25 protein-coding genes are annotated in these 23,313 nt (G+C 70.8%); 15 read left to right on the top strand and 10 right to left on the bottom strand.

All coding sequences use genetic code 11. From position 1 onward, the window contains the following. Nucleotides 1-8 precede the first annotated feature (8 nt). Nucleotides 9-743: a thiol:disulfide interchange protein TlpA gene (gene tlpA, locus GGQ63_RS20005; protein WP_183858388.1), complete on the top strand. Its 735-nt coding sequence runs from the start codon at nt 9-11 to the stop codon at nt 741-743. 48 nt (nt 744-791) lie between these two features. Here tlpA and GGQ63_RS20000 read toward each other — a convergent pair whose 3' ends face one another. The 3 genes from GGQ63_RS20000 to GGQ63_RS19990 are packed head-to-tail and all read right to left on the bottom strand — an operon-like array spanning nt 792 to nt 3,672. Beyond that, nucleotides 792-1,706: a prephenate/arogenate dehydrogenase family protein gene (locus GGQ63_RS20000; RefSeq protein WP_183858387.1), complete on the bottom strand. Its 915-nt coding sequence runs from the start codon at nt 1,704-1,706 to the stop codon at nt 792-794. Next, nucleotides 1,706-2,815 (bottom strand): histidinol-phosphate transaminase, encoded by a 1,110-nt coding sequence (hisC, locus tag GGQ63_RS19995; RefSeq protein ID WP_183858386.1) that lies wholly within the window; start codon nt 2,813-2,815, stop codon nt 1,706-1,708. Before hisC ends, GGQ63_RS20000 begins: the two co-directional genes overlap by 1 nt. Next, on the bottom strand, nt 2,812-3,672 hold the full coding sequence (locus GGQ63_RS19990) for a chorismate mutase (RefSeq protein WP_183858385.1): 861 nt from the start codon (nt 3,670-3,672) through the stop codon (nt 2,812-2,814). The genes hisC and GGQ63_RS19990 overlap by 4 nt, the downstream gene beginning before the upstream one ends. A gap of 235 nt (nt 3,673-3,907) precedes the next feature. Here GGQ63_RS19990 and metX point away from each other — a divergent pair, with 235 nt between their 5' ends. From metX to GGQ63_RS19960, 6 genes are all read left to right on the top strand, one after another. Beyond that, nucleotides 3,908-5,068: a homoserine O-acetyltransferase MetX gene (gene metX, locus GGQ63_RS19985; protein WP_183858421.1), complete on the top strand. Its 1,161-nt coding sequence runs from the start codon at nt 3,908-3,910 to the stop codon at nt 5,066-5,068. Then, nucleotides 5,068-5,700, top strand: a complete 633-nt coding sequence (metW, locus tag GGQ63_RS19980) for a methionine biosynthesis protein MetW (protein WP_183858384.1) — start codon at nt 5,068-5,070, stop codon at nt 5,698-5,700. Before metX ends, metW begins: the two co-directional genes overlap by 1 nt. A gap of 102 nt (nt 5,701-5,802) precedes the next feature. Then, on the top strand, nt 5,803-6,444 hold the full coding sequence (locus GGQ63_RS19975) for a NeuD/PglB/VioB family sugar acetyltransferase (RefSeq protein ID WP_183858383.1): 642 nt from the start codon (nt 5,803-5,805) through the stop codon (nt 6,442-6,444). Next, entirely contained in the window at nt 6,438-7,538 is a 1,101-nt protein-coding gene (locus tag GGQ63_RS19970) for a DegT/DnrJ/EryC1/StrS family aminotransferase (protein WP_183858382.1), read from the top strand. The genes GGQ63_RS19975 and GGQ63_RS19970 overlap by 7 nt, the downstream gene beginning before the upstream one ends. Before the next feature lies 1 nt (nt 7,539). Beyond that, nucleotides 7,540-8,316: a glycosyltransferase gene (locus GGQ63_RS19965; RefSeq protein ID WP_183858381.1), complete on the top strand. Its 777-nt coding sequence runs from the start codon at nt 7,540-7,542 to the stop codon at nt 8,314-8,316. Continuing rightward, complete coding sequence (locus tag GGQ63_RS19960) at nt 8,309-9,490, top strand: glycosyltransferase (RefSeq protein ID WP_183858380.1); 1,182 nt, start codon at nt 8,309-8,311, stop codon at nt 9,488-9,490. The genes GGQ63_RS19965 and GGQ63_RS19960 overlap by 8 nt, the downstream gene beginning before the upstream one ends. Here GGQ63_RS19960 and GGQ63_RS19955 read toward each other — a convergent pair. Continuing rightward, on the bottom strand, nt 9,485-10,270 hold the full coding sequence (locus tag GGQ63_RS19955) for a methyltransferase domain-containing protein (protein ID WP_343061232.1): 786 nt from the start codon (nt 10,268-10,270) through the stop codon (nt 9,485-9,487). The genes GGQ63_RS19960 and GGQ63_RS19955 overlap by 6 nt on opposite strands. A 102-nt stretch (nt 10,271-10,372) precedes the next feature. On the opposite strand from GGQ63_RS19955, the gene gloB reads away from it, so the two are divergent. The 4 genes from gloB (at nt 10,373) to GGQ63_RS19935 (ending at nt 14,090) form a co-directional block, all read left to right on the top strand. Next, nucleotides 10,373-11,143 carry a hydroxyacylglutathione hydrolase gene (gene gloB / locus GGQ63_RS19950; RefSeq protein ID WP_183858379.1) on the top strand — a complete coding sequence of 257 codons (771 nt, stop codon included), beginning with the start codon at nt 10,373-10,375 and terminating at the stop codon, nt 11,141-11,143. Next, nucleotides 11,140-11,571: a cupin domain-containing protein gene (locus tag GGQ63_RS19945; protein ID WP_183858378.1), complete on the top strand. Its 432-nt coding sequence runs from the start codon at nt 11,140-11,142 to the stop codon at nt 11,569-11,571. The genes gloB and GGQ63_RS19945 overlap by 4 nt, the downstream gene beginning before the upstream one ends. 101 nt (nt 11,572-11,672) lie before the next feature. Beyond that, nucleotides 11,673-13,784 carry an NYN domain-containing protein gene (locus GGQ63_RS19940; RefSeq protein ID WP_183858377.1) on the top strand — a complete coding sequence of 704 codons (2,112 nt, stop codon included), beginning with the start codon at nt 11,673-11,675 and terminating at the stop codon, nt 13,782-13,784. A 6-nt stretch (nt 13,785-13,790) separates the two neighbouring features. Next, nucleotides 13,791-14,090, top strand: a complete 300-nt coding sequence (locus GGQ63_RS19935) for a hypothetical protein (protein WP_183858376.1) — start codon at nt 13,791-13,793, stop codon at nt 14,088-14,090. 21 nt (nt 14,091-14,111) lie between these two features. Here the strand turns inward: GGQ63_RS19935 and phbB are convergent, their stop codons facing one another. Further along, nucleotides 14,112-14,840 (bottom strand): acetoacetyl-CoA reductase, encoded by a 729-nt coding sequence (gene phbB, locus GGQ63_RS19930; RefSeq protein ID WP_183858375.1) that lies wholly within the window; start codon nt 14,838-14,840, stop codon nt 14,112-14,114. A gap of 61 nt (nt 14,841-14,901) precedes the next feature. After that, nucleotides 14,902-16,083, bottom strand: coding sequence for an acetyl-CoA C-acetyltransferase (locus GGQ63_RS19925; RefSeq protein ID WP_183858374.1), 1,182 nt, complete (start codon nt 16,081-16,083; stop codon nt 14,902-14,904). 260 nt (nt 16,084-16,343) lie between these two features. Here GGQ63_RS19925 and phaR point away from each other — a divergent pair, with 260 nt between their 5' ends. Next, nucleotides 16,344-16,925 (top strand): polyhydroxyalkanoate synthesis repressor PhaR, encoded by a 582-nt coding sequence (gene phaR / locus GGQ63_RS19920; RefSeq protein ID WP_183858373.1) that lies wholly within the window; start codon nt 16,344-16,346, stop codon nt 16,923-16,925. Between the two features lie 10 nt (nt 16,926-16,935). Here phaR and GGQ63_RS19915 read toward each other — a convergent pair whose 3' ends face one another. The 3 genes from GGQ63_RS19915 to rpmF form a co-directional block, all read right to left on the bottom strand. After that, complete coding sequence (locus GGQ63_RS19915) at nt 16,936-18,561, bottom strand: EAL domain-containing protein (protein ID WP_183858372.1); 1,626 nt, start codon at nt 18,559-18,561, stop codon at nt 16,936-16,938. Nucleotides 18,562-18,787: 226 nt separating this feature from the next. Then, a complete protein-coding gene (locus GGQ63_RS19910) occupies nt 18,788-19,198 on the bottom strand; it encodes a hypothetical protein (protein WP_183858371.1) in 411 nt (136 codons plus the stop codon). Nucleotides 19,199-19,336: 138 nt separating this feature from the next. Next, a complete protein-coding gene (gene rpmF, locus GGQ63_RS19905) occupies nt 19,337-19,516 on the bottom strand; it encodes a 50S ribosomal protein L32 (RefSeq protein ID WP_183858370.1) in 180 nt (59 codons plus the stop codon). A gap of 212 nt (nt 19,517-19,728) precedes the next feature. Between rpmF and GGQ63_RS19900 the strand changes: the two genes are divergently transcribed. Together GGQ63_RS19900 and GGQ63_RS19895 are read left to right on the top strand one after the other, a co-directional pair. Further along, entirely contained in the window at nt 19,729-20,406 is a 678-nt protein-coding gene (locus GGQ63_RS19900) for an alpha/beta hydrolase (protein WP_246429897.1), read from the top strand. Nucleotides 20,407-20,520: 114 nt separating this feature from the next. Next, the gene (locus GGQ63_RS19895) at nt 20,521-21,078 is read left to right on the top strand and encodes an HNH endonuclease (RefSeq protein ID WP_183858368.1); all 558 of its coding nucleotides are present in this window, start codon (nt 20,521-20,523) and stop codon (nt 21,076-21,078) included. A 100-nt stretch (nt 21,079-21,178) separates the two neighbouring features. Here GGQ63_RS19895 and GGQ63_RS19890 read toward each other — a convergent pair whose 3' ends face one another. Continuing rightward, nucleotides 21,179-21,667, bottom strand: coding sequence for a disulfide bond formation protein B (locus tag GGQ63_RS19890; RefSeq protein WP_183858367.1), 489 nt, complete (start codon nt 21,665-21,667; stop codon nt 21,179-21,181). Nucleotides 21,668-21,797: 130 nt separating this feature from the next. Here GGQ63_RS19890 and ku point away from each other — a divergent pair, with 130 nt between their 5' ends. Next, the gene (gene ku, locus GGQ63_RS19885; RefSeq protein ID WP_183858366.1) at nt 21,798-22,595 is read left to right on the top strand and encodes a non-homologous end joining protein Ku; all 798 of its coding nucleotides are present in this window, start codon (nt 21,798-21,800) and stop codon (nt 22,593-22,595) included. The last annotated feature ends 718 nt before the right edge of the window (nt 22,596-23,313 follow it).

Here is a 23,313-nt window from a genome sequence, read left to right as displayed (position 1 = left end):
GGATGGACATGGACGAGACCCGGGCGCCGGGCAAGCGGCGCCGCACCTTCGTGATCCTCGCCCTCGCCGCCGTGGCGGGGATCGGGGCCGGCGTCGCCGGGGTATACGTGACGCGCGAGGACGCTGGCAACGGGGCGGAGACGGTGGCGGCGGCACCGGAGGCAGCCTGTCCGCTCGCCAAGGAGCGCGCGGAGGGCCTGAAGCCGCTCGCGACCGGCGAGGTCGCCGCCTTCCAGGTCGCCGAGACGCCGCAGCGTCTGACCGATCTCGCCTTCGAGACGCCTGCGGGTCAGAAGCTGACGCTCGCCGATTTCGCCGGCCGCACCGTCCTTCTCAACCTCTGGGCGACCTGGTGCGCACCCTGCCGCAAGGAGATGCCGGCCCTCGACGCGCTCGAAAAGGCCGAGGGCAGCGAGAAGTTCGAGGTGGTGACCGTTTCCATCGACACCGGCGACCCGAAGAAGCCGGACACCTTCCTCGACGAGATCGGCGTCGCCGCGCTGGTGCGCTATCGCGATCCGACGACTGGCGTGTTCGGCGCGCTGAAGAGCCGCGGCATGGCGCTCGGCCTGCCGACGAGCATCATCGTCGATCCCGACGGCTGTTCGGTCGGCGTGATGTCGGGCCCTGCGGAATGGGATGCGCCCGAGGCGGTGGCGCTGATCCGCGCCGTCGCCGGGCCGCCGCCCGAGGACGAGATCGAGGACGTGCCGCCCTCGCTCGACGGGCCGGAGGATTTCTGAGACGCCGGGCATCCGCCCCTCCCCTCGGGGACGGGGCGGCCGGCCCGCTCAGTGCGGCCGGCCGAAATCCGGCGCGGCGGTGTCCTGGCCGATCTCGATGATCGAACGGCGTATGGCGCGGGTGCGGCTGAACAGGTCGTAGAGCGTCTCGCCGTCGCCATAGCGGATCGCCCGCTGCAGCCGCGACAGGTCCTCGTTGAAGCGGCCGAGCATTTCGAGCACGGCCTCGCGATTGTTGAGGAAGACGTCGCGCCACATGGTCGGATCGGAGGCCGCGATGCGGGTGAAATCGCGGAAGCCCGAGGCGGAGTATTTGAGCACTTCCGAGCGGATGCCGGATTCGAGATCGGCCGCCGTGCCGACGATGTTGTAGGCGATCAGATGCGGCAGGTGGCTCGTGATGGCGAGCACCAGATCATGGTGCTCGGCCGACATGGTGTCGACATGCGCACCGAACGACCGCCAGAAGCCGGCGAAGCGCTCGACAGCGGCAGGATCGGCCGTCTCGGCCGGGGTGAGGATGGTCCAGCGGTTGCGGAAGAGCTCGGCGAAGCCCGCGTCGGGGCCGGAATGCTCGGTGCCGGCGATCGGATGGCCGGGCACGAAATGGATGTGTTCCGGCAGATGCGGCGCCATCGCCCGGATCACCGCCGCCTTGACCGAGCCGACATCGGAGACCACCGCGCCGCGCTCGAGCGCCGGCGCGATCGCCTCCGCGACGAGGCCGCAGGCGCCGACCGGCGTGCAGACGATGACGCAGTCGGCGCCTTTCACCGCTTCCGCCGGATCGGCGAAATAGGCGTCGCCGAGGCCGAGTTCTTCGGCTCGGGCGAGCGTCGTCGGGGTTCGCGTCGCGATCGCGATCGTGCCGACCGCGCCGCTCCTGCGGGCCGCGAGCGCGATCGACGAGCCGATCAGGCCGATGCCGACGAGCGCGAGCCGCTCGAAGAACCGCTCCGCCATCACGCCGCCTTGCCGAGAAAGGCGGCGAGCCCCGCGATCGCCGCCGCGTTCGCCTCGGCTGAGCCGATCGTCAGGCGGAGCGCGTTCGGGAAGCCGTAGGAGGTCACCCGCCGCGCCACGACGCCGCGGGAGAGCAGGAAATCGTCGGCCTCGGCCGCGGTCCTGCCCGGCGTCTCCGGGAAATGGATCAGCACGAAATTGCCGACGCTCGGCGTCACCGCGAGGCCGAGCGCCTCGAGCGCCTCCGTGACCTTCGGCAGCCACAGCGCATTGTGCGCAGCGGCGGCCTCGACATGGGCGCGGTCCTTCACCGCCGCGACGCCGGCGGCGAGCGCCGGACCGGAGATGTTGAACGGTCCGCGGATCCGGTTGAGCGCGTCGACGATCGCCGCCGGCCCGTAGAGCCAACCGATGCGCAGGCCGGCGAGACCGTAGATCTTCGAGAAGGTCCGCGTCATGACGACATTGTCGGCAGAACCGGCGAGCTCGATGCCGCTCTCATAATCGTTGCGCCGGACATATTCGGCATAGGCCGCGTCGAGCACCAGCACGACGTTGCGCGGCAGCGCGGCATGCAGGCGGCGCACCTCGGAGAAGGGGACATAGGTGCCGGTCGGATTGTTCGGATTGGCGATGAACACCATCCGGGTCCGCGGCGTCACCCGCGCAAGGATGGCGTCGACATCGGTGGTGCGGTCCCGCTCCGGCGCGACGACCGGGATCGCACCCGCGGCGCGGATGGCGATCGGATAGACGAGGAAGCCGTGTTCGGTGTGGATCGCCTCGTCGCCCGGTCCGAGATAGGCCTGCGCGGCGAGGTGGAGCACCTCGTCGGAGCCGTTGCCGCAGACGATCCGGTCTGCCGCCAGGCCGTGCGCCTCGGCGATCGCGGCGCGCAGCGCCGTCGCAGCACCGTCCGGATAGAGCTCGAGCGTGTCGCCGGCCGCGCGGAAGGCCGCCACCGCGGCCGGGCTCGGGCCGAGCGGCGTCTCGTTCGAGGAGAGCTTGTAGAGCGTGTCGCCGCCCGTCGCCTTCGATTTGCCGGGGACGTAAGGCGCGATGTCGAGGATGCCGGGCTTCGGTGCCGGCCGGTCGAGGGTCTCGCTCATGGGCGGGCTCCCGGCACGAGGGTCTCATAGAGGAGCGGATCGGCGGCGACGCCGAGCGCGACGCCGCGGGCGACACCACCGACCGGCGCGACATCGTCGAGCCCGGCGCGCGCGGCGACGGCGGAGAGCCGCGTCCCCGCGGGAATCGCGACGAGCAGTTCGCGGGCCGCGCGCGCGAGCACCGTGCCGCCCGCCGCGGCGATCGTCTCGTCCGGCACCCCGTCGTGATGGGCGGTGGCGGCGAAGAGGGCGATCTCGAGCGGCGTCGCGTCGGTGAGGTCGGGAGAAACGATGAGGGCCGGCACGTCGACGGGCCGGCCCGGAATCTTGATGAAGGGATGCAGCGCCATGGCCCGCGGGCCGCCGGGCCGGCCGAGCGCGCGCCACCAGGCGCCCGCCTCCTCCGGCTGGGCGAGGCCGATCACGCCGAGATCGGTGCCGCTCTCGCGGATATGGGCGATCGTCGCCGCCGGGCCGCCGCGCGCCGTGAGCGTGACCGAGAAGCCGAACAGGAAGCGCGCCACGTCGCGCAGCGCCTCGGCATCGACGCTCGCGTCGAAGGCGACGTCGTAGCCGGCCTGGACGCGGGTGAAGGTGGCGATGATCTCGCGCCAGATGTGCTCGACGGTGGCGATCGGCAGCGCGCCTTCGTGGCGGGCGACGAGCCGGCGCAGCATGTCCGCCTCGCGCGCCGGCCGGAAGGCGGCGCCCGGGCGGACGATGCCCTTCGCCTTGATCAGCGCGCCGATCGCGCTCGACCGTTCGATCAGCCGGTGGTGCATCTCGGCATCGAGACGGTCGATCGTCGCGCGGAGCGCGGCAAGCGTGTCGGCGTCGGCTTCTCCGGAGGCGGCCATGGCGGGGGTCTCGAGGGCTGGGAGGCCGGACGGAAAGGCCGCCGGCAAAGGCGCATCTTCATAGGCAAGCCGGCCCGCGAAATCAACGAAGGCGGCGCGGGCGCGGGGGGCTGCCGGTTGACACCCGGGGGGCGGCGACCCTAGCTAACGCCCAATTCGGCGAGAGATCGGCACGGCAGTGAGCGGACAGGACGCGCCGGCGGCGAAAGCGCCGCCCGAGGCGGGCGATCCCGGCATGGAGCGGCGGACGAGGGCGCTCGGCGAGGCCGACCAGCCGTCGAGCCTCGTCATGCGCTTCGGCCGCGAGCGGCCGCTGGTGCTCGACAGCGGCGCGACGATCGAGGACTGGCAGATCGCCTACCAGACCTATGGCACGCTCGACGCGAAGCGTTCGAATGCCGTGCTCGTCTGTCATGCGCTGACCGGTGACCAGCACGCGGCGAGCCGCAATCCGGTGACCGGCAAGCCCGGCTGGTGGGAGACCATGGTCGGCCCCGGCAAGCCGATCGATACCGACCGCTATTTCGTCATCTGCTCGAATGTGCTCGGCGGCTGCATGGGGACCACAGGCCCCGCCTCGACCAATCCGGCGACCGGCAGGGTCTGGGGGCTCGATCTTCCCGTCGTCACCATCCGCGACATGGTGCGGGCGCAGGCCGCGCTCGTCGATGCGCTCGGCATCGAGACGCTGTTCTGCGTCGCCGGCGGCTCGATGGGCGGCATGCAGGTGCTCGAATGGGCGGCGAGCTATCCGCAGCGCGTCTTCTGCGCCCTGCCGATCGCCACCGCGGCGCGCCATTCCTCGCAGAACATCGCCTTCCATGAGGTCGGGCGTCAGGCGGTGATGGCCGATCCGGAGTGGAATGGCGGCCGCTATCTCGAACTCGGCACAAACCCGAAGAAGGGCCTCGCCGTCGCCCGCATGGCCGCCCACATCACCTATATGTCGGAGGAGGGGCTGCACCGGAAGTTCGGCCGCGAGCTGCAGAACCGCGAGAAGATCGCCTTCGGCTTCGACGCCGATTTCCAGGTCGAGTCCTATCTGCGCCATCAGGGCCTGACCTTCGTCGACCGCTTCGACGCCAATTCCTATCTCTACGTCACCCGGGCGATGGACTATTTCGACCTCGCCGCCGATGCGGGCGGCCGGCTGGCGCAGGTCTTCCGCGGCACGGCGACCCGCTTCTGCATCGTCTCCTTCACGTCGGACTGGCTGTTCCCGACCGAGGAGAGCAAGGCGGTGGTGCGGGCGCTCAACGCGGCGGGTGCCTCGGTGAGCTTCGTCGAGATCGAGAGCGACCGCGGCCACGACGCCTTCCTGCTCGACGAGCCGGAGATGTTCGCCACCATCCGCGGCTTCCTTTCCTCGGCCGCCGCGGCGCGGGGGATCGCCTGATGGCCGTGACCCCGCTGCCGAAGGATGCGTTCGGCGCCCGCGTCGACCTCGTCGCGATCGCCGAACTCGTCGCGCCGGGGGCGCGCGTGCTCGATGTCGGCTGTGGCGACGGCGATCTCCTGAAGCTCCTCGAGGAGACGCGGGGGGTCGACGGCCGCGGCATCGAACTGTCGCAGAAGGGCGTCAACGAGTGCGTCGCCCGCGGCCTGTCGGTGATCCAGGGCAATGCCGATACCGATCTCGTCGACTATCCGGACGACGCCTTCGACTATGTGATCCTGTCGCAGACCATCCAGGCGACCGGCCATCCACGCCAGGTGCTCGAGCAGATGCTGCGGATCGGCCGGTCGGCGATCGTCTCCTTCCCGAATTTCGGCCATTGGAGCGTGCGCGCCTCGCTCGGCTTCCTCGGCCGCATGCCGGTGACGCGCAACCTGCCCTATAGCTGGTACGACACGCCGAACATCCATTTCTGCACCATTCGCGACTTCGTCGCGCTGTGCGAGGACGTCGGTGCGACGATCGACAAGGCGGTCGCGCTCAACGCCTCGGGCGCGCGCATGACGCTCAATGCGCCCTGGTGGTTCTGGAACCTTTTCGGCCAGCAGGCCGTCTTCCTCCTCAATCGCTGACCGATCCTCCGGTTGCCGTGGGCTGCACCCTCTGGTAGCGAGAGAGGGCGGCCATTGAGGCACCGGGAGGAGAGTTCCGTGCCGGCGTGTCGCGGGGGAAGAATGGAATTCTGTCTGTTCGGAGCGGGCGGACATGCCCGCGACCTGCTCGGCCAGATCGCCGCCGAGCCGGACCGCGGCCGATGCCTGTGCCTCGTCGACGACTTCGCCCCCGGCGGGGACCGCGACGGTGTGGCTGTGCTCTCGCTCGATGCGGCGGTCGCCGCCTTTCCCGGGGCCCTCTGGCTGATCGCGGTCGGCCGACCGCGCGACCGTGCGGCGGTCGCCGCCCGGCTCGCCGCCCTCGGGCTCGCCGAGGGTCGCTATGTCAGCGCGCGCTGCCACGTCGCGCCGGACGCCGAGATCGGCCCCGGCGTCCAGGTCTTCGCGGGGACGAGCATCTCGGCCGGCGTCCGCCTCGGACGGGGCGCCATCGTCAATTTCAACGGCTCGCTCTCGCACGATGTCGTGCTCGGCGAGTTCGTCACCGTGTCGCCCGGCGCGACGCTCGCCGGCCGCGTCACGGTCGGGGACGGCGTCTTCATCGGCGCCGGCGCGACGATCGCCCCGCGCCGGCTCGGCTCCGCGATCACGATCGGGGCGGGCGCGACCGTCGGCGCCGGTGCAACCGTGCTCGATTCGGTTGCGCCGGGCGCGACCGTCGTCGGGACGCCCGCCCGGCCGATCGGCGAGCCGCCGTGCTGACCGTCACGCGCCCGATCGCGCCGTCCTTCGAGCGGCTGAGCGCCTTGCTGCGGCAGATGCTGCAGGAACAACGCTACACCAATGGCGGCCCGCTCGTTTCTCTGCTCGAACTGAAGCTGCGCGAACTCTGCGGAGCGCAGCAGCTCGTGCTGGTCGCGAACGGGACGCTCGCGATCGAACTGGCGCTGAAGGGGCTCGGCATCGCGGGGCGGGTGATCACGACGCCGTTCACCTTCTGCGGCGGCGCGCATGCGGTCTCCTGGGTCGGGGCGACGCCCGTCTATGTCGATGTCGACCCTGAGACCCTGACGATCGACCCTGTGGCGATCGAGGCGGCGATCGAGCCCGGTGCGGAGGCGATCCTCGGCGTGCACGTCTACGGCCAGCCCTGCCGGGTCGCGGCGATCGACGCGATCGCCCGCCGTCACGGTCTCGCGGTCGTCTATGACGGCGCGCACGCCTTCGGGGGCCATTGCGGCGGCGCGCCGATCGGCGGCTTCGGCGATGCGACGACCTACAGCTTCCACGCCACCAAGCTCTTTCACACCGGCGAGGGCGGCGCGATCGAAACGCGCGATCCGGCGCTCGCCGAGCGGCTCCGGCGGCTGCGCAATTTCGGTATTGCCTCCGAGGATGTGGTGACCGAAGCCGGAATCAACGCCAAGATGTCGGAGCTCGCCGCTGCGACGGGCCTCGCCGTGCTCGACCGGCTGGCGGAGGAGATCGCCGCGCGGGCCGCCCTGCGCCGGTTCTATCTCGACCGGCTCTCCAATCTGCCGGGCATCGCGCCCTTCATCGGCTCGGACGAGACGGCGCGCCTGCTCTATTTCATCCTGCGCGTTTCGAACGAGGGCGAGCCCGGCCGGCGGGATCGGCTGCACGCACGGCTGAAGGGGGAGGGAATCCTCGCCCGGCGCTATTTCTACCCGCTCGCGAGCGAGCTCGCGCTGGGTGCGGACCGTGCGGCAGCGGAAACGCCGAACGCCTTCGCGGCGAGCCGCGAAGTCCTCGCGCTGCCCTTTCACGGCGGGGTGACGCCGGCGGACGCGGAGCGCGTGGCGGGGGTCGTCCGCCGCTTCGCGGAAAGGGCCTAGCGTGGCGATCGATGTGATCGTGCCGGTGTACGGCAATGCGGGGACGGTGGTCGAAGCGCTCGAATCGGTCGCCCGCCAGAGCGTCTTCGCCGATGTGGTGCTGACCGTCGCCGACGACGCCTCGCGGGACGATTCGTGGGAGCGGATCCGCGCCTGGGGTGCCGGCCGCCGCAATGTGCGGACCTTCCGCAATCCCGCCAATCTCGGCGTCATGGCCAATTACCGGCGCCTGCTCGCGGAGTGCCGCGGAGAGTTCGTCGCGCCGCTGGAGGCGGACGACATCTGGCTCTCCGACCATCGCCTGGAGCGATTGCGCGACCATCTCGAGCGCAGCGTCGGCGCGGCCTGCTTCAATGGCTTCATCGTCGACGATCTCGTCGCCGGCGAGCAGCGTCCGGATCTCCTTTCCGCCGCCCGTCGCCATCGAAGGCTGTCGACGTTCGATCTCATCGCCGACAACGCGCCCGCCTCGTTCTCGAACTGCTTCTACCGCCGGCCGGCGCTCGCCGCCGCCTTCGACCGGGCGGCGGGTCATGAGGGCTATGACTGGCTCGTCAACACGCTGATCGCGGCCGGGCACGGCGGCTTCGACTATTGGCCGGAGGTTCTCTCCAGCTACCGGGTCCATGGCGACGGGACGTGGTCATCCCTGAGCAAGCGCGAAAAGGCCAGCTTGATCGAGGCGACCTTGCGCACGCTGCGGACCCTGCTGCCGGCCCGCTACGAGAGGGCCATCGAGCGTCGGCTGTCGAACCTCGAGGAGTATGCCGGTGGCTGACGTGTCGGTGATCGTGCCGAGCTACAACCATGCCGCCTTCGTCGCCGAGGCCATCGAGGGCGTGCTGCGGCAGACGGCGCCGGTGCGGGAGGTGGTGGTGGTCGACGACGGCTCGACCGACGGAAGCCTCGAACGGCTGCGCGCGCTCCGTGACGAGCGTATCCGTCTCGTCGTGCACGAATGCAATCGCGGCGGTGCCGAGGCGCTCAACACCGGCATCCGCGAGACGGCGGGCGACCTGATCGCCATCTGCAATTCCGACGATGTCTGGGAGCCGGACAAGATCGAGCGACAGCTCCGCGCACTCGACCGCGACGGCGAGGCGGCCGCCGTCTTTTCCGATGTCACCTGGATCGATGGGGACGGCGCGCCCGGCGATCCGGGCCGGGCGTTCCGTTCGGTGTTCGATCAGCCGGACCGGTCGCGCGCCGGCTGGCTGCGGCGGTTCGTGGAGGAGGGCAATTGTCTCTGCCATCCCTCGGTCCTGATCCGCCGCGGCGCCTATCAGCGGGTCGGCCTCTACGACAATCGCTATCGGCAGCTGCCGGATTATGAGCTCTGGCTCCGTCTCGTTCAGCATTTCGAGATCGCCGTGATGCCCGACCGGCTGGTGCGCTTCCGGCTGCACGACAACACCAGCCGACCCTCGCCCGCCACATCGTCGCGCACCCTCAACGAGAGCGCCGATATCCTCGAGGCGCTGTTCCTCCGCCTCCCGTGCGAGGATTTCTTCGCCGCGTTCGGGACGCTGCGCAGTCCTCACGATCCGGCATTCGATCTCGCCTGCGAGAAGGTGCTCTATCTCTTCACGGCGGCCGGACGGCAGGCGGACCTCTTGTGCTGGGTCGGCGGCCGCGTCGGCATGTCCCTGCTGGCGACGGCGGCGGGACGCGACGCCTGGTCGCGCTACGGCTTTTCGATGAGCGATTTTCACACGCTGCGGGGCACGGCCAATCTCTGGCAGCTGCGCGGCGGCGAACTGACGGCGGCCGAGCGTGATGTGCTGGTTCGGGCCGGCGCGAGCAGCCTGCCGGGAGAGCCCCGTCCCGCCGACAGGCCCGCCGAGGTAGCGGCGCTTCCGGCGAAACGGGCGGGCCTTCCTTGGCGGCTCAAGGTCCGGCGCGAGGTTCGGCGGCTCGGACGGCAGATCGGCGGGCTCGTCGGCCGTTCATGACGGCGGGCGGTCGCGGGCGATGCGGCCGGCGTGGCCGGCGGCGGCGGGCGGCACGAGGACCGGGCGGAAGGAGGGCGACAGCCGGCCGCGCGGCCGCGCCGGCAGGCCCTGATAGAGCTGCTTCACCGCCTCGACGATGACGACGCCGGCGAAGGCCGGCCACAGCACCGAGCCGACCCGCTCCCAGCCCGTGCCGGAGCGGTAGAGCCAGTTGCGGCCGAAGGGCGGGGCGAACAGCGCCTGCGAGGAGGCGGCGATGGTGAACTGGGTGTCGCGCATCAGCGCCGCCATCTGGCTGCCGCTGAACGGCCGGCCGTAACCGAACGGCGTGCGCTCGACCCGCGCCCAGATGCCGCGCCGGTTCGGCACCACGGCGAGCAGCCGGCCGCCCGGGGCGAGCACGCGCCACAGTTCGCGCAGCAGGAAGCGGGCGTTCTCCGCCATCTCGATCGAATGCACGGCAATGATCCGGTCGACCGAGGCGTCGGGCAAGGGCAGCGCGTCGTCGACGACGAGGCAGGCGCGGTTGCGCGCGTCGCCCGGCCAGTTCACGACGCCCTGCGGCGCCGGCATGAAGGCGAGCGTGCGCTCCGCCTCCGCGGCGAAGGGCGCGAGATAGGGCGTCGCGAAGCCGATCCCGACCAGCCGGTCGCCGGCGACCGACGGCCAGTGGGCGCGCAGCTTCGCCGACAGGAGCCGCCGCGCCACCTGGCCCAGCCGCTCGCCATAAAAGGCGCGCAGGTCGATGACGTCCGGATAGATCGACAGACCTTCTTCCACAGGCGGTACCCTCTCGCGGTCCGGCGTCCGCCACCGCGCTTGGCCCGGCGACGTGCCGGATGTTAGGTAAGCGCTGCCTCGCACGCCACCGGAGAGATCGTCATGACGCTCGAGATCGTCCAGTTCATGTGCCTGGAGGACAATTTCGGCATCCTCCTGCACGACGCCGCGTCCGGGCGCACCGCGGCCGTCGACGCGCCCGAAGCGGCGGCGATCGAACGCGAACTCGAGGCCCGCGGCTGGCGGCTCGACGAGATCCTCGTCACCCATCATCACGGCGACCACACCGCAGGAATCGCGGCGCTGAAGGCGAAATACGGCGCCGTCGTCACCGGCCCCGCGGCCGAGGCCGACAAGATCGAGGGGCTCGACCGGCTGGTGAAGCCGGGCGACCGGTTCGAGTTCGCCGGCCGCCCGGTCGAGGTGATCGGCACGCCCGGCCACACGCTGGGGCAGGTCGCGCTCTACTGGCCGACCGAGAAGCTCGTCTTTGCGGCCGATGCGCTGTTCTCGCTCGGTTGCGGCCGGGTGATCGAGGGCACGATGGACCAGATGTGGTCCTCGCTGCAGGCGCTCGCCGCGCTGCCGGACGATACGGTGCTCTATTGCGGCCACGAATACACGCTGTCGAACGCCCGCTTCGCCCTGTCGGTCGATCCGGACAATCCGGCGTTGCTCGCCCATGCCGCCGAGGCGAAGCGGCTGCGCGAGGCGGGCAAGCCGACGCTGCCTTCGACGATCGCGGCGGAAAAGGCGGCCAATCCTTTCCTGCGTGCCGACCATCCCTCGATCCGCGCCCGTCTCGGCGTCGATGGCGCGCCGGTTGCCGAAGTCTTCGCGGCGCTTCGCCGCGCCAAGGACAGTTTCCGGTGACGGCGGAGAAGATCATCCGCAGCCTCGGCATGCGGCGCCATCCGGAAGGCGGCTGGTATGCCGAGACGTTCCGCGATGCGGCCGAGGAGGGCGGACGGGCGATCTCGACCGCCATCTATTACCTCCTCGAAGCCGGCGACCGGTCGCACTGGCACCGGGTCGATGCCGTCGAGATCTGGCACCATTACTGCGGTGCACCGCTCGCGCTCGGCCTGTCCGAGGATGGCGCAGCGACGGATCGCCGCGTGCTCGGCACCGATCTCGCCAGGGGCGAGCGGCCGCAGATCGTCGTTCCGCGCCTCTGGTGGCAGTCGGCGCGGAGCCTCGGGGCCTGGACTCTCGTCGGTTGCACCGTCGCACCCGGTTTCCGCTTCGAGGGCTTCGAGCTCGCGCCGCCCGGCTGGGCGCCGAGCGAAGCCGGCGGTTGATCGTCGGGCGAGACAGAAGGCCAGTAGATCGGCTAGATAGTCTGACCGCCGAACGAGCTGCCGGGGCAGGGGCATGCTGCGCGCGCGGTCGGGGAGTAGGGATGGCGAGTATCATCAAGAGCGTTCTCTTCGTCGACTATGACAGCATCTATCTGAGCTTGCGTTCCCGCGAGCCGGGCATCGCCCGGCGCTTCGCGTCCCGCCCCGGGGTCTGGGTGGACGCGATCGAGCGGGGCGAGCTCATCGATCCGCCGGTGCAGGAGGGCGAGCGCCGCCGCGTCCTGCTCAGGCGCTGCTACGCCGATCCGAAGCTGCTCGGCAGTGCGCGAAGCGCTTTCGCGGCCAATGGCTTCCAGGTGATCGACTGCAGCCCGCTCCCGGGGCGCGAGCGCAACGCCTCCGAGGTCAACATCGCCCTCGACGTGGTCGACGCGCTCGCCCATTCGACGAGCTTCGATGAGTTCATCATCCTGTCGGCCGACACCGACTTCACGCCGCTGATCATCCGGCTGCGGGCGCACGCCCGAATGGCGGCGATCTATGCGACGCCGACCACGGCGCTCGGCTACCGGGCGATCGCCGACGGCACGCTCGACGAGAACGGGCTCGTCTCGGTGCTGGCGCCGACGGCGGATGCCGAGAGCCCCGAGGTCGAGACCGAGGAGGCGGAGGTGGTCCGCCCCGGCATCGCCGACCGCGAGGAGCTCGCCGCGCTCGCCCGCCGGGTGCACAACGCCACCAATGTACCGCTCCTCTCGCCGAAGGTGTTCGGCGAGCTGTTCCGGGCCCTCGCGGCCGAGGTGTCGGAGAACGGCTACCACTTCCAGGCGACCGCGGAGAACGTCGCGGCCCGCCTCGCGGCGCTCGGCCGCAACACCTCGCGCCGCCAGATCGCCTTCGTCGTGAAGGGCCTGGCGTTGCGCGGCCATGTCTTCTCGGGCAACGACTCGCCGGATCGGCTCGCCGAAGTCTTCATCGAGCAGGTGCTCTATCTCACCCGCGCCGCCGGCATCGAACTCGACGATGACGAACTGGCGAGCATCCGCGCCTGGATCCAGGGACGTACCGCCGCCGCGCCGCAATTGCGCAGCGCCGAGCGGGCGCCGCGTCTCGCCGAGCCCGCCGGCCCGCCGGCCGAGCCGCCGCGCATTCCCGAACCGCCGCAGGTGACGCCGCCGCTGCCCGAGCGTCCGCGCCCGGCCCCCGTCGCGGCCGCGCCGCAACCCGCCGCCGCGCGGCCCGTCGTGCCGCCGCAGCCGCAGGTTCAGCACCCGGCGCCGTCCGCCTATTCGCCGCCGCAGCCGGTCGTCTATCCGGCCGCACCGTCTGCCGCCTATCCGCCGCAGCCGGCGCCCTTCGCGGCCCAGCCGCAGCCTCCGGCATTCCAGACGCCGCCTCCGGCCTTCCAGCCCCAGCGCTCGGCCTTCCAGCCGGGGCCGGCGCAGCCGCCCGCCGCGACGCAGCCGCCGCCCCAGCCGGTGCATCCGCCGCAGCCCGTCCCCGCCGTGCCGCGGGCCGCTCCCCGGCCCGAGCCGCAGCGCCCTGCCGCGCTGATCCCCGAGCCGCCTTATGCGCCGGAACCGCCGCGGGCGCCCGCGCCGCCGCGGCCCCAGGCGGCTCCGCCGCGGCCCGTTCCTCCGCCGCAGCCCGTGCCGGGCCGCGCCGAGGAGCCGCCGCCGGTCGAGCCGGCCGCCCGGCCCGTGTCCGAGATCGCGCCGCAGCGGCCGACCGTGGCGCCGCCGCGTCCGCGCGGCCCGGTGCGTGCGGTGAGCACGGGCGAGACGTCTGCCCGGTCGACGCCGACCCGCTCGGTGAGGCCGGCCAATGCGCCCAATGCGGCGATCCGCCCGCCCGCGCGGCGCACCGCGCCGCCGGCGCAGCGCGACGTGCAGCCGGGCGAGGACGATCCGATCGAGACCTCTATCCTCGCCGCGATCGCCGAGGCCGTCGACGTCCTGGTCGAGGAGGAGCAGGACGTCGATCTCGCCGTGGCGCCGCAGCCGGAAGCCGCCATGCCCGCGCAGGCGCCGCAGCCGCGCCGGGCCGACCCGCCCGCGCCGCAGCCGCAGCCCGAGCTGCGCCAGCCGCAGCCGGTCCAGCCGCAGGCGCAGCCGGAGCCCGACCTGCTCGAGGAGGAGGGCGACATCGGCGAGGAGATCCAGCGGATCCTCTCGGTGTACAGCCAGAGCCGGAAGCCGCCCTCGCGGCCCTGATCCGCCGTGCTGCTCTACGCGCTCGCGCTCTGGCTCGTCGTCGGCGTGCCGATCGGCTCGGCCGTCTTCGTCGGCCTGCGTGCCCGTTTCGGCTCACATCTCAAGGCGGCGGCCGCTTGCAGCGGCCTCCTGCTCCTCGTCGCCGCGATCTCGCTCTCGCCGCTGCCGCCGATCCCGATCGGGCCGGACGCGCAGATCGGCGTGACGATCGCGGCGCTCTTCGCCGTCCTCGGCTTCGCCACCGCGCTCGTCTTCCACCTCGTCGCGATCGTCTGGCGCCTCGTGCGCGGCAAGCGCCCGGTCTGAGGGCGCCCCGGCGGCGGCCGCTCAGCCGTTCGCGATATACTGCCCGCCATTGATCGTCAGCACGGCGCCGGTCATGAAAGCGGCCGCGTCGGAGGCGAGATAGGCGGTGAGCGCGCCGATCTCCTCGGCCTTGCCGAGGCGGCCGACGGGGATCTGTCCGATGATGCCCTCGAGCACCTTCTCGGGGACAGCGGCGACCATGTCGGTGTCGATATAGCCGGGGCAGATGCAGTTGACGGTCACGCCCTTGCGGGCGTTCTCGAGCGCCAGCGCCTTCGTAAAGCCGATCACCCCGGCCTTGGCGGCCGAGTAGTTCGCCTGGCCCAGCTGGCCCTTCTGGCCGTTGATCGAGGAGATGTTGACGATCCGGCCGAAGCCGCGCTCGCGCATGCCCTCGATCACCGGGCGCGTCATGGTGAACATCGAATCGAGATTGGTCCGCAGCACCGCCGACCATTGCTGGTAGTCCATCTTGTGGAACCAGCCGTCGCGGGTGATGCCCGCATTGTTGACGAGCACGTCGACCGGACCGACCTCCGCCGCGACGCGGGCGACACCGGCCGCGCAGGCGGCCTCGTCGGCGACGTCCCACTGGAACACCGCGATGCCGGTCTCGGCGCGGAAGGCCTCGGCCTTCTCGACATTGCCGGCGAATGTGGCGGCCACCGTATGGCCCGCCGCCTTCAGCGCCACGGCGATCGCCGCGCCGATGCCGCGCGTGCCCCCCGTCACGAGCGCAACCCTCGTCATGCCGTCCTCCCTGTCGGCGCCGGTTGAGCCCGGCGCGCCCCCGTTGCCGATCCCTGCCCGCTCACCGCTCGACGGTGAGCGCAATCCCCATGCCGCCGCCGATACAGAGCGTGGCGAGGCCCTTTTTCGCGTCGCGTCGCACCATCTCGTGCAGCAGCGTGACGAGCACGCGGCAGCCCGAGGCGCCGATCGGATGGCCGATCGCGATCGCGCCGCCATTGACGTTGACCTTCTCCGTATCCCAGCCGAGCGCCTTGTTGACGGCGCAGGCCTGCGCGGCGAAGGCCTCGTTCGCCTCGACGAGGTCGAGATCGTCGGCCGACCAGCCCGCCTTTTCGAGCGCCCGCCGCGACGCCGGGATCGGCCCGGTGCCCATCACGGCCGGGTCGACGCCGGCGGTGGCGAAAGAGACGATGCGGGCGAGCGGGGCGATGCCGCGGCGCTCCGCCTCGGCGGCGCTCATCAGCACCACGGCAGCGGCCCCGTCATTGATGCCGGACGCATTGCCCGCCGTCACCGTGCCGTCCTTTGCAAAGGCCGGCTTCAGTTTCGCGACCGCGTCGAGCGTCGTGCCGGCGCGGATGTATTCGTCCTCGGCGACGACGATATCGCCCTTGCGGGACGAGAGCGTCACCGGGACGATCTCGTCCTTGAAGCGGCCGGCGGCGCGGGCGGCCTCGGCCTTGTTCTGCGAGGCGACGGCGAAGCGGTCCTGCTCCTCCCGGCCGATCTGGAATTCGCGCGCGACATTCTCGGCCGTCGTCCCCATGTGGTAGCCGTGAAAGGCGTCCCACAGCCCGTCCTTGATCATGGTGTCGACGAGGCCGAGATCGCCCATCTTCACGCCGGCGCGCAGATGGGCGGCGTGGTTCGACATCGACATCGATTCCTGGCCCCCGGCGACGACGATCCCGGCATCACCGGTAGCGATCTGCTGCATGCCGAGCGCCACGGCCCGCAGGCCGGAGCCGCAGACCTGATTGAGGCCCCAGGCCGTCGTCTCCTTCGGCAGCCCGGCGCCGATCGACGCCTGGCGGGCGGGGTTCTGGCCCTGGCCGGCGGTCAGCACCTGGCCGAGGATCACCTCGTCGACCTCGCCCGCCTCGACCTTGGCGCGTTCGAGCACCGCCTTGATGACCGTCGCGCCGAGCACATGCGCCGGCGTCGCGGCGAAAGCTCCGTTGAACGAACCGACCGCGGTGCGGCCCGCTGCGGCGATGACGATCTCGGATCCGCTGGCCATGACGTTGTCCTCCGTGCGCACTGCTGCCCTGACGAGAGAAGAGCCGGGCGCGAGGATGCTGTCAATCGAGCCCTCCGTCGCATCGTGGGCCGCATGCGATTGCTGCGCACGCGCTGCAGCGATGCGCCGCACAAAAGTATTGGCCTCCAGCGGAGATTGCACCTATCGTGCTGGGACGGGAGGGGCGGCGACCGGTACGGTCCGCAAGAGGCCGGTCGGAATCGGGCCATCCGAGACACCAGAAGATCGGATGACGGCGCATGGCCAAAGATAGAGAACCGACCACGATCAAGAAATACGCCAATCGGCGGCTCTATAATACCGGTACATCCACTTATGTGACCCTCGAAGACCTCGCCCTTATGGTCAAGAGTGGCGAAGATTTTGTAGTTTTTGATGCGAAATCGGGTGAGGACATTACTCGATCGGTGCTGACGCAGATCATCTTCGAGCAGGAGAGCAAGGGGCAGAACCTGCTGCCGATCACCTTCCTGCGGCAACTGATCCGGTTCTATGGCGACAGTCTGCAGAACCTCGTGCCGACCTATCTCGACTTCTCGATCGACTCGCTGACGCGTGAACAGGAGAAGTTCCGCGGGCAGCTGTCGAACAGCTTCGGGCCCGGCGCCTTCACCGCCATGGAAGATACCGTGCGGCGCAACACCGAAATGTTCGAGCAGGCGATGCGGATGTTTCTCCCCTTCGGCGCCGGACGCGAGCGCACCGAGGTCACGCCGGAACGGCCGGCCGAGAAGCCGGCGCGCAGCGAGAGCGAGTTCGATGCGCTGAAGCGCCAGCTCGACGACATGCAGAAGAAGATCGACGCGCTCGCCTCGAAGTGAGCGCCGTCTCTCAGGGCGGGGCGAGCATCGGCGCGCCGAGCAGCCGGCCCTGCAGATAGTCGACGCCGAACTCGCGCAGGATCGCGGCGGATTCGGCGTCCTCGACCCATTCCGCAATGGTGCGGATATCGAGATCGCGGGCGAGCGCGGCGAGCGCCCGCACGAAAGCCCGATCCTCAGCACTGTCGGCGATGTTGCGGCAATAGGATCCGTCGATCTTGACGAAATCGACGTCGAGCCGGCGCAAGACCCGGAACGAGGTGAAGCCCGCGCCGAAATCGTCGATCGCCACCCGTGCACCGAGCCCGTGCAGCACGGCGACGAAACGGTCGGTCTCCTCCAGATTGCGGATCACGGTCGATTCCGTGATCTCGACGATCAGACGGCCGGCGAGATCGCCCCGGTCGGCGATCGCCCGTTCGAGCGCGGCGAGCCATTGCGGCGCGGCATACGTCTCCGGCGACACATTGACCGACAGTGTCGCGGCGGGTGATCGCACCAGCGCGCCGAGCGCCAGATCGAGCGCCGCCTCGTCGAACACCCGCGCCAGGCCGAGCCGCTCGGCGAGCGGCAGGAACTGGCCGGCCGCGATCAGGCTGCCGTCGCTTCGCGCGAGCCGCAGGAGCGCCTCGTGAAAGGTCGCCTCGCCGCTTCGGGCGTCGACGATCGGCTGGTGGGCGAGGGCGAGCCTGCCCTCGCGGAGCGCGGCGGCGAGGTCGTGCGAGACCGCCGCGTTCTCCCGCCGGATCGTCTCCCGGTCGGGCGACGGCCTGTAGGCGACGAAGCGGCCCCGGCCGCGCTGGCGGGCCTCGCGGAGCGCCTCCTTGGCGTGGCCCATAGCGGCCTCGGCGCTGCGGGCGTGATCGGGCAGGGCGACGCCGCCGATCGAGACGGTCGTCGCGATCGCGGCGCTGCCGGTCTCGATCAGCGTCCCGGCGATGGTGTCGGCGATGTGCTCGGCGGCCGCGCGCATCCCCTCCGCCGTGCCGTCGGCCAGAACGAGGCCGAGCTTGCCGCCCGAATAGCGGCCGATCGCATCGCCGGGCGCGAGCACGCCGCGGATCCGCTCGGCGGCGCGGGCGATCAGCCGGTCGCCGGTCTCGAAGCCGTAGAGCTCGTTGAAGAGCGCGAAATCGTCGATCGAGACCAGCAGGAAGGCGGCCGTACCGCCACCGTCCCGGGCCGCGAGTGCCCTGTCGATCGCCGCGACCAGCCGGTCGCGCGGCAGGTCGCTCCCGCCGTCCATGCCGTCCTGCTCGGCGAGCGGCCGGACGATCCCGAGTACGTTGAGGAGTCGGCCGTCCGGATCGGCGAAGCAATGCCCGGTCTCCCCCACCCGCAGCGCGGGTCGGTGCGCCGCGGCGGCGAGCCGATAGCCGATCGCATAGATGCCGCTGCGGCGATCGCCGAGCACGAGCGCCCGGCGGCACGCCGTGCCGCGATCGATCGGGTCTGCGGCGTCGACGAGGCTCGCGAAGCCTGCGCCGGTGGCGATCCGGCCGGGCGATACGCCGAACAGCGCATCCGCTCCGGCGCTCCAGACCATGCGGTCGTCGTCGGTCGACCAGAAGAAGGCGGCTGCACCGGCCGCGGCGAGCCCGGCGACGAACTCCGGATCCTGAAGGCGCGCCCCCACGCCTTCGGGATCCGCCTGAGCGTTCCCAATCAATACGACCCCTTCGCGCGCCGCACACCGGCCTCGGCCGGCACGACGGCGTGCCCCTGCCATTCCAACCGGACCGAACTTCTCGATTCGATCCGCCTACCCCGCCGAGACGCTTGGCTGATTTCCGGCAAAAGGCAAGCGGAGTCTGGCGCTGTGGCGTTCGGCCCGCGGGAGGCGCGCCGGTCGGGCGCTCCGCTCAGTTCGGGCTTTCGAGCGCGATGTCGCGCCGGGCCGAGCGGATCGAGATGATGAAGCCGGCGAGCACGTCGAACAGCGCGGTGACACCGAGGATGAGGAAGACGGGGTGCGCAGCCTGCGGCACCAGCACGAACTCGATCGCGAAAATGACGAGGACGAGCGTCGACACCATGTGGTTGACGATGCTCGGCGTCGTGAAGCGGGTGGCGCGGAAGATCTCGAAGAACAGGACGACGATGCCGATGACGAGCATGAGATCGCCAAGGCTGAAGGCGAAGCGGGCGCCCGACACCATGGTCGCGGCGAACAGCTCGGCCGACCATGGGTCGGGCGGCAGCGACCCGGCGGCGAAGAACGCCACGATGTTGTAGAGGATCAGCGGCAGAATGGTGAGTGGAATCATAGCCATGGCGCGCCCCCGGGCAGGCTCGTGTTGGATCCGCGGGAGCATTCCACGAAGCGGGCCGGAACCCAACAAAAAAGCCGGCCCGCGGGCCGGCTCATGATGTGCGCAGGCGCCGTTCGGCGCCGCCCTCTCGCGTCCTCGTCAGCCCTGCGGCTCGAGGATCTGCCGGCCGCGATACATGCCGGTCTTGAGGTCGATGTGGTGGGGACGGCGCAGCTCGCCCGAGTTCTTGTCCTCGACATAGGTCGGCTTCTTGAGCGCGTCGGCGGACCGGCGCATGCCGCGCTTCGAGGGCGAGGTCTTTCGCTTGGGAACGGCCATCTTCGTCTTCCTTCGTCACAACCGGCCCCGCGAGCGCTGGGCGCCCGGCTGAGAGACCGAGGATCTCCATGAGTGGCGGGGCTTATACAGAGGAAAGCGTCGGTTTTCCAGCCGGCCGGCGAAAAAGATTCGTCGCCCGCCGCCGCTTGTGGTGCAGCATGCGGCCTTGCGACATCCGGTACGCCGGAACTCTGCCCGAGAGGAGAACCCCGTTGGCAACACTCGACGGACCCCGCCTGACGCCCGCCTCCGGCCGGCCGGCGACCTCACTCGTCGTGCTCCTGCACGGCTATGGCGCGGACGGCCGCGATCTGATCGATCTCGGCCGGCACTGGTCGCGGCTCCTGCCCGACACGGCCTTCGCCTCGCCGCACGCGCCCGAGCCCTGCGGCATGGCGCCCTTCGGCCGCCAATGGTTCGCTCTCGACCTGCGCGATCCGCACGAATACAGCCGCGGCGCCCGTGCCGCCGCGCCCGCGCTCGACCGGTTTCTCGACGCCGAACTCGCCCGTTACGATCTCGGCGCCGACCGGCTGGCCCTGGTCGGCTTCAGCCAGGGCACGATGATGGCGCTCGAAGTCGGCCCGCGCCGGGCGGTCACGCCGGCCGGCATCGTCGGCTATTCCGGCCGCATCGCCGGGCTCGACCGGCTCGGCGCCGAAATCCGCTCGCGTCCGCCGGTGCTCCTCGTGCACGGCGACCACGACGAGGTGATCCCGGTCGAGGCCCTTGCCGAGACCGCGGGCGCGCTCGCCGCCGCGGGTCTGCCGGTCGAGTGGCACGTCCGCCCCGGCCTCGGCCATGGCATAGACGGCGAGGCGCTGGCGCTCGGCGGTGCCTTCCTGGCGCGGCTCTTCGGCGCCGGCGGCGCGGCGCCGGCCGGCCGCTGAAAAGCGAGCCCCTGCGGCCCCGTGGCGCTTCACAAGGACGACACACAGTCTGTAGACTAATCGGGCAATCGCGAAGTTCGACCCAGACTCACCCCATGTGAAAGGTCGCTCGTCTTGACGATAGCCGTGTCTCCCGGTGCGCACCCTGCGCTCGTGCTGAACGCCGATTACCGGCCGCTCAGCTATTACCCCCTGTCGCTCTGGGCGTGGCAGGATACGATCAAGGCCGTCTTTCTCGACCGGGTGAACATCGTCTCGGAATATGACGTCGCGATCCGCAGCCCGTCCTTCCAGATGCGGCTGCCCTCGGTCGTTTCCCTGAAGAGCTACGTCCAGCCGACCCGCACGCCGGCCTTCACCCGCTTCAACGTCTTTCTGCGCGACCGGTTTTCCTGTCAGTATTGCGGCACGCGCGAGGATCTGACCTTCGACCACGTGATTCCGCGCTCGCTCGGCGGCCAGACCACCTGGGACAATGTCGTCGCCGCCTGCTCGCCCTGCAATCTCAGGAAGGGCGGCAAGCATCCGAGCCAGGCCGACATGTGGCCGCACCAGATGCCGTTCCAGCCCTCGGTGAACGACCTGCACAATAACGGGCGGCTCTTTCCGCCCAATTATCTGCACGAGAGCTGGCTCGACTACCTCTACTGGGACAGCGAGCTCGAGCCCTGATCGACATCTCCGATTCCCTATCCCGCCCGCGGGAGAGGGACGAGCCCTGATCGACATCTCCGATCCCCTCTCCCGCCCGCGGGAGAGGGAGAAGGGCCGCTCAGGCCTTCGAGGGCTGCGTCGCCGCCCGAACGAGCAGCGCGATGACGATCACCAGCGCGACGGCGTTCCAGCCGGCGAAGGAGAGGCCGAGGAAGCGGCCGGCCGCCTCGGTGCAGCTCACCACGCGCGTGTGCTGCAGCTGGCCGAGCAGGGCGCCGGCGTCCGTCGTCGTGGCCGCGCCGCCGCCGCAATCGGACGGGCCCTGCCAGAGCGCCCATTCCGCACCGGCGTGATAGACGGCGAGGCCGAAGCCCCACAGGAACGCCGCGGCGGCGAGCGCGAACAGCGCGCGCGACAGCCGGGCGCTGCCGGCCGTGACGAGCCCGATCAGCACGATCGGCAGGGCGATGTAGTAGGGCACGCGCTGTTCGAGGCACAGCTTGCAGGGCACATAGCCGCCGAAGATCTGGAAGCTCCAGGCGCCGCCGATCGCCGCGACGGCGACGACGAAGGCGAGGAGGGCGGAGCGGAAGCGGTCGAGCGTCATGATGTCCCCCGTCGGAAGCCCCGGCCCGGGCGGGCCGCCGGACGGCACCGCATCGCGCGGTCCCGGCGCGCGGGCCGGAACGCCGGCGGCCGCGCGGGGTTGAGCTTTCCGGACCGACGGAGTCGATTTCATGGCACCCCGCCCGTTCTGGAAGGGCTATCTCAAGCTGTCGCTCGTCACCTGCCCGGTGGCGATGATGCCGGCCGTCAGCGAGTCGGCGAAGGTGCGCTTCCACACCCTCAACCGGGCGACCGGAAACCGGGTGCAGAGCGTCTATGTCGACGCCGAGACCGAGGAGCGGGTCGACGAGGAGGACGAGGCGCGCGCCTATGAGCGCGGCGACGACGACTACATCGTGATCGAGGACGAGGATCTCGACGCGGTGGCGCTCGACAGCACCCGCACGATCGACATCGAGCGATTCGTCCCGGCCGACTCGATCGGCTGGATCTGGTACGATCGTGCCCATTATCTCACGCCCGACGATCCGGTCGGCGAGGAGGCCTTCTCGGTGATCCGCGACGCCATGGCGGCGACCGGAACCGTCGCGATCTCCCGGCTCGTCCTCTATCGGCGCGAACGGGCCGTGATGCTCGTCCCGCGCGATCGCGGCATCGTGCTGTGGACGCTGCGCTATGGCGACGAGGTGCGCGATGCCGCGGCCTATTTCTCCGACCTCGGCAAGGAGCAGGTCGACGGCGCGCTGGTGAAGCTGGTCGGCCGGCTGATCGAGGAGCGGACGGTCGACTGGGATCCGAAGATGGTCGAGGATCCGGTGCAGGAGAAGATGCTCGAGATCATCGCGGCGAAGCGGAAGGGCCGCAAGCCGCCCAAACCGGCGAAGCCTCTCCCTGACGGCGGCGGCAAGGTGGTCAGCATCATGGACGCCCTGAAGCGCAGCCTCGCGGAGGAGAAGCGCAAGCGCTGAGGCGGCCGGTTGTGTCCCCGTATGCCGTCCTCATCGTGCCGGGCGCCGCTGCATCTCTCTCCCGGGGGACCCTGAACAGCCCCCTCCACCCGTCATGCCGGCCTCCGTGCCGGCATCCATAATCGGGACGGTCGGCGCGATGTCGGCCCTCTCCATCCGTCATCCCGGCAAGGCGTCGTGACGGGGTCCCCGCCTTCGCGAGGGATGGCGGCTGTGGGGTGGCGGCGGCCCTCCGGCCGCCCGGCGGCACGATTATGGACCCCGGCACGGAGGCCGGGGTGACGGGTGTTCCGGGGGCGACGGTCCTCTCCGGTGCCGGCCATCCGGCAGGTTTCCTGCCCGCACGGCCCGGCCGAGTCCCTCGCCGCACCCGGGCAAAGCTTCTTGGAACAGCCCCCTCCACCCGTCATGCCGGCCTCCATAATCGGGACGGTCGGCGCGATGTCGGCCCTCTCCATCCGACATCCCGGCAAGGCGTCGTGACGGGTCCCCGCCTTCGCGGGGGATGGCGGCTGTGGGGTGGCGGCGGCCCTCCGGCCGCCCGGCGTCACGATTATGGACCCCGGCACGGAGGCCGGGGTGACGGGTGTTCCGGGGGCGATGGTCCTCCCCGGTGCCGACCGTCCGGCAGGTTTCCTGCCCGCACGGCCCGGCCGAGTCCCTCGCCGCACCCGGGCAAAGCTTCTTGGAACAGCCCCCTCCACCCGTCATGCCGGCC

The organism is Prosthecomicrobium pneumaticum (assembly GCF_014199915.1).
Taxonomy (GTDB): Bacteria; Pseudomonadota; Alphaproteobacteria; order Rhizobiales; family Kaistiaceae; genus Prosthecomicrobium; species Prosthecomicrobium pneumaticum.
This window is presented reverse-complemented; position numbering and strand designations above follow the sequence as displayed.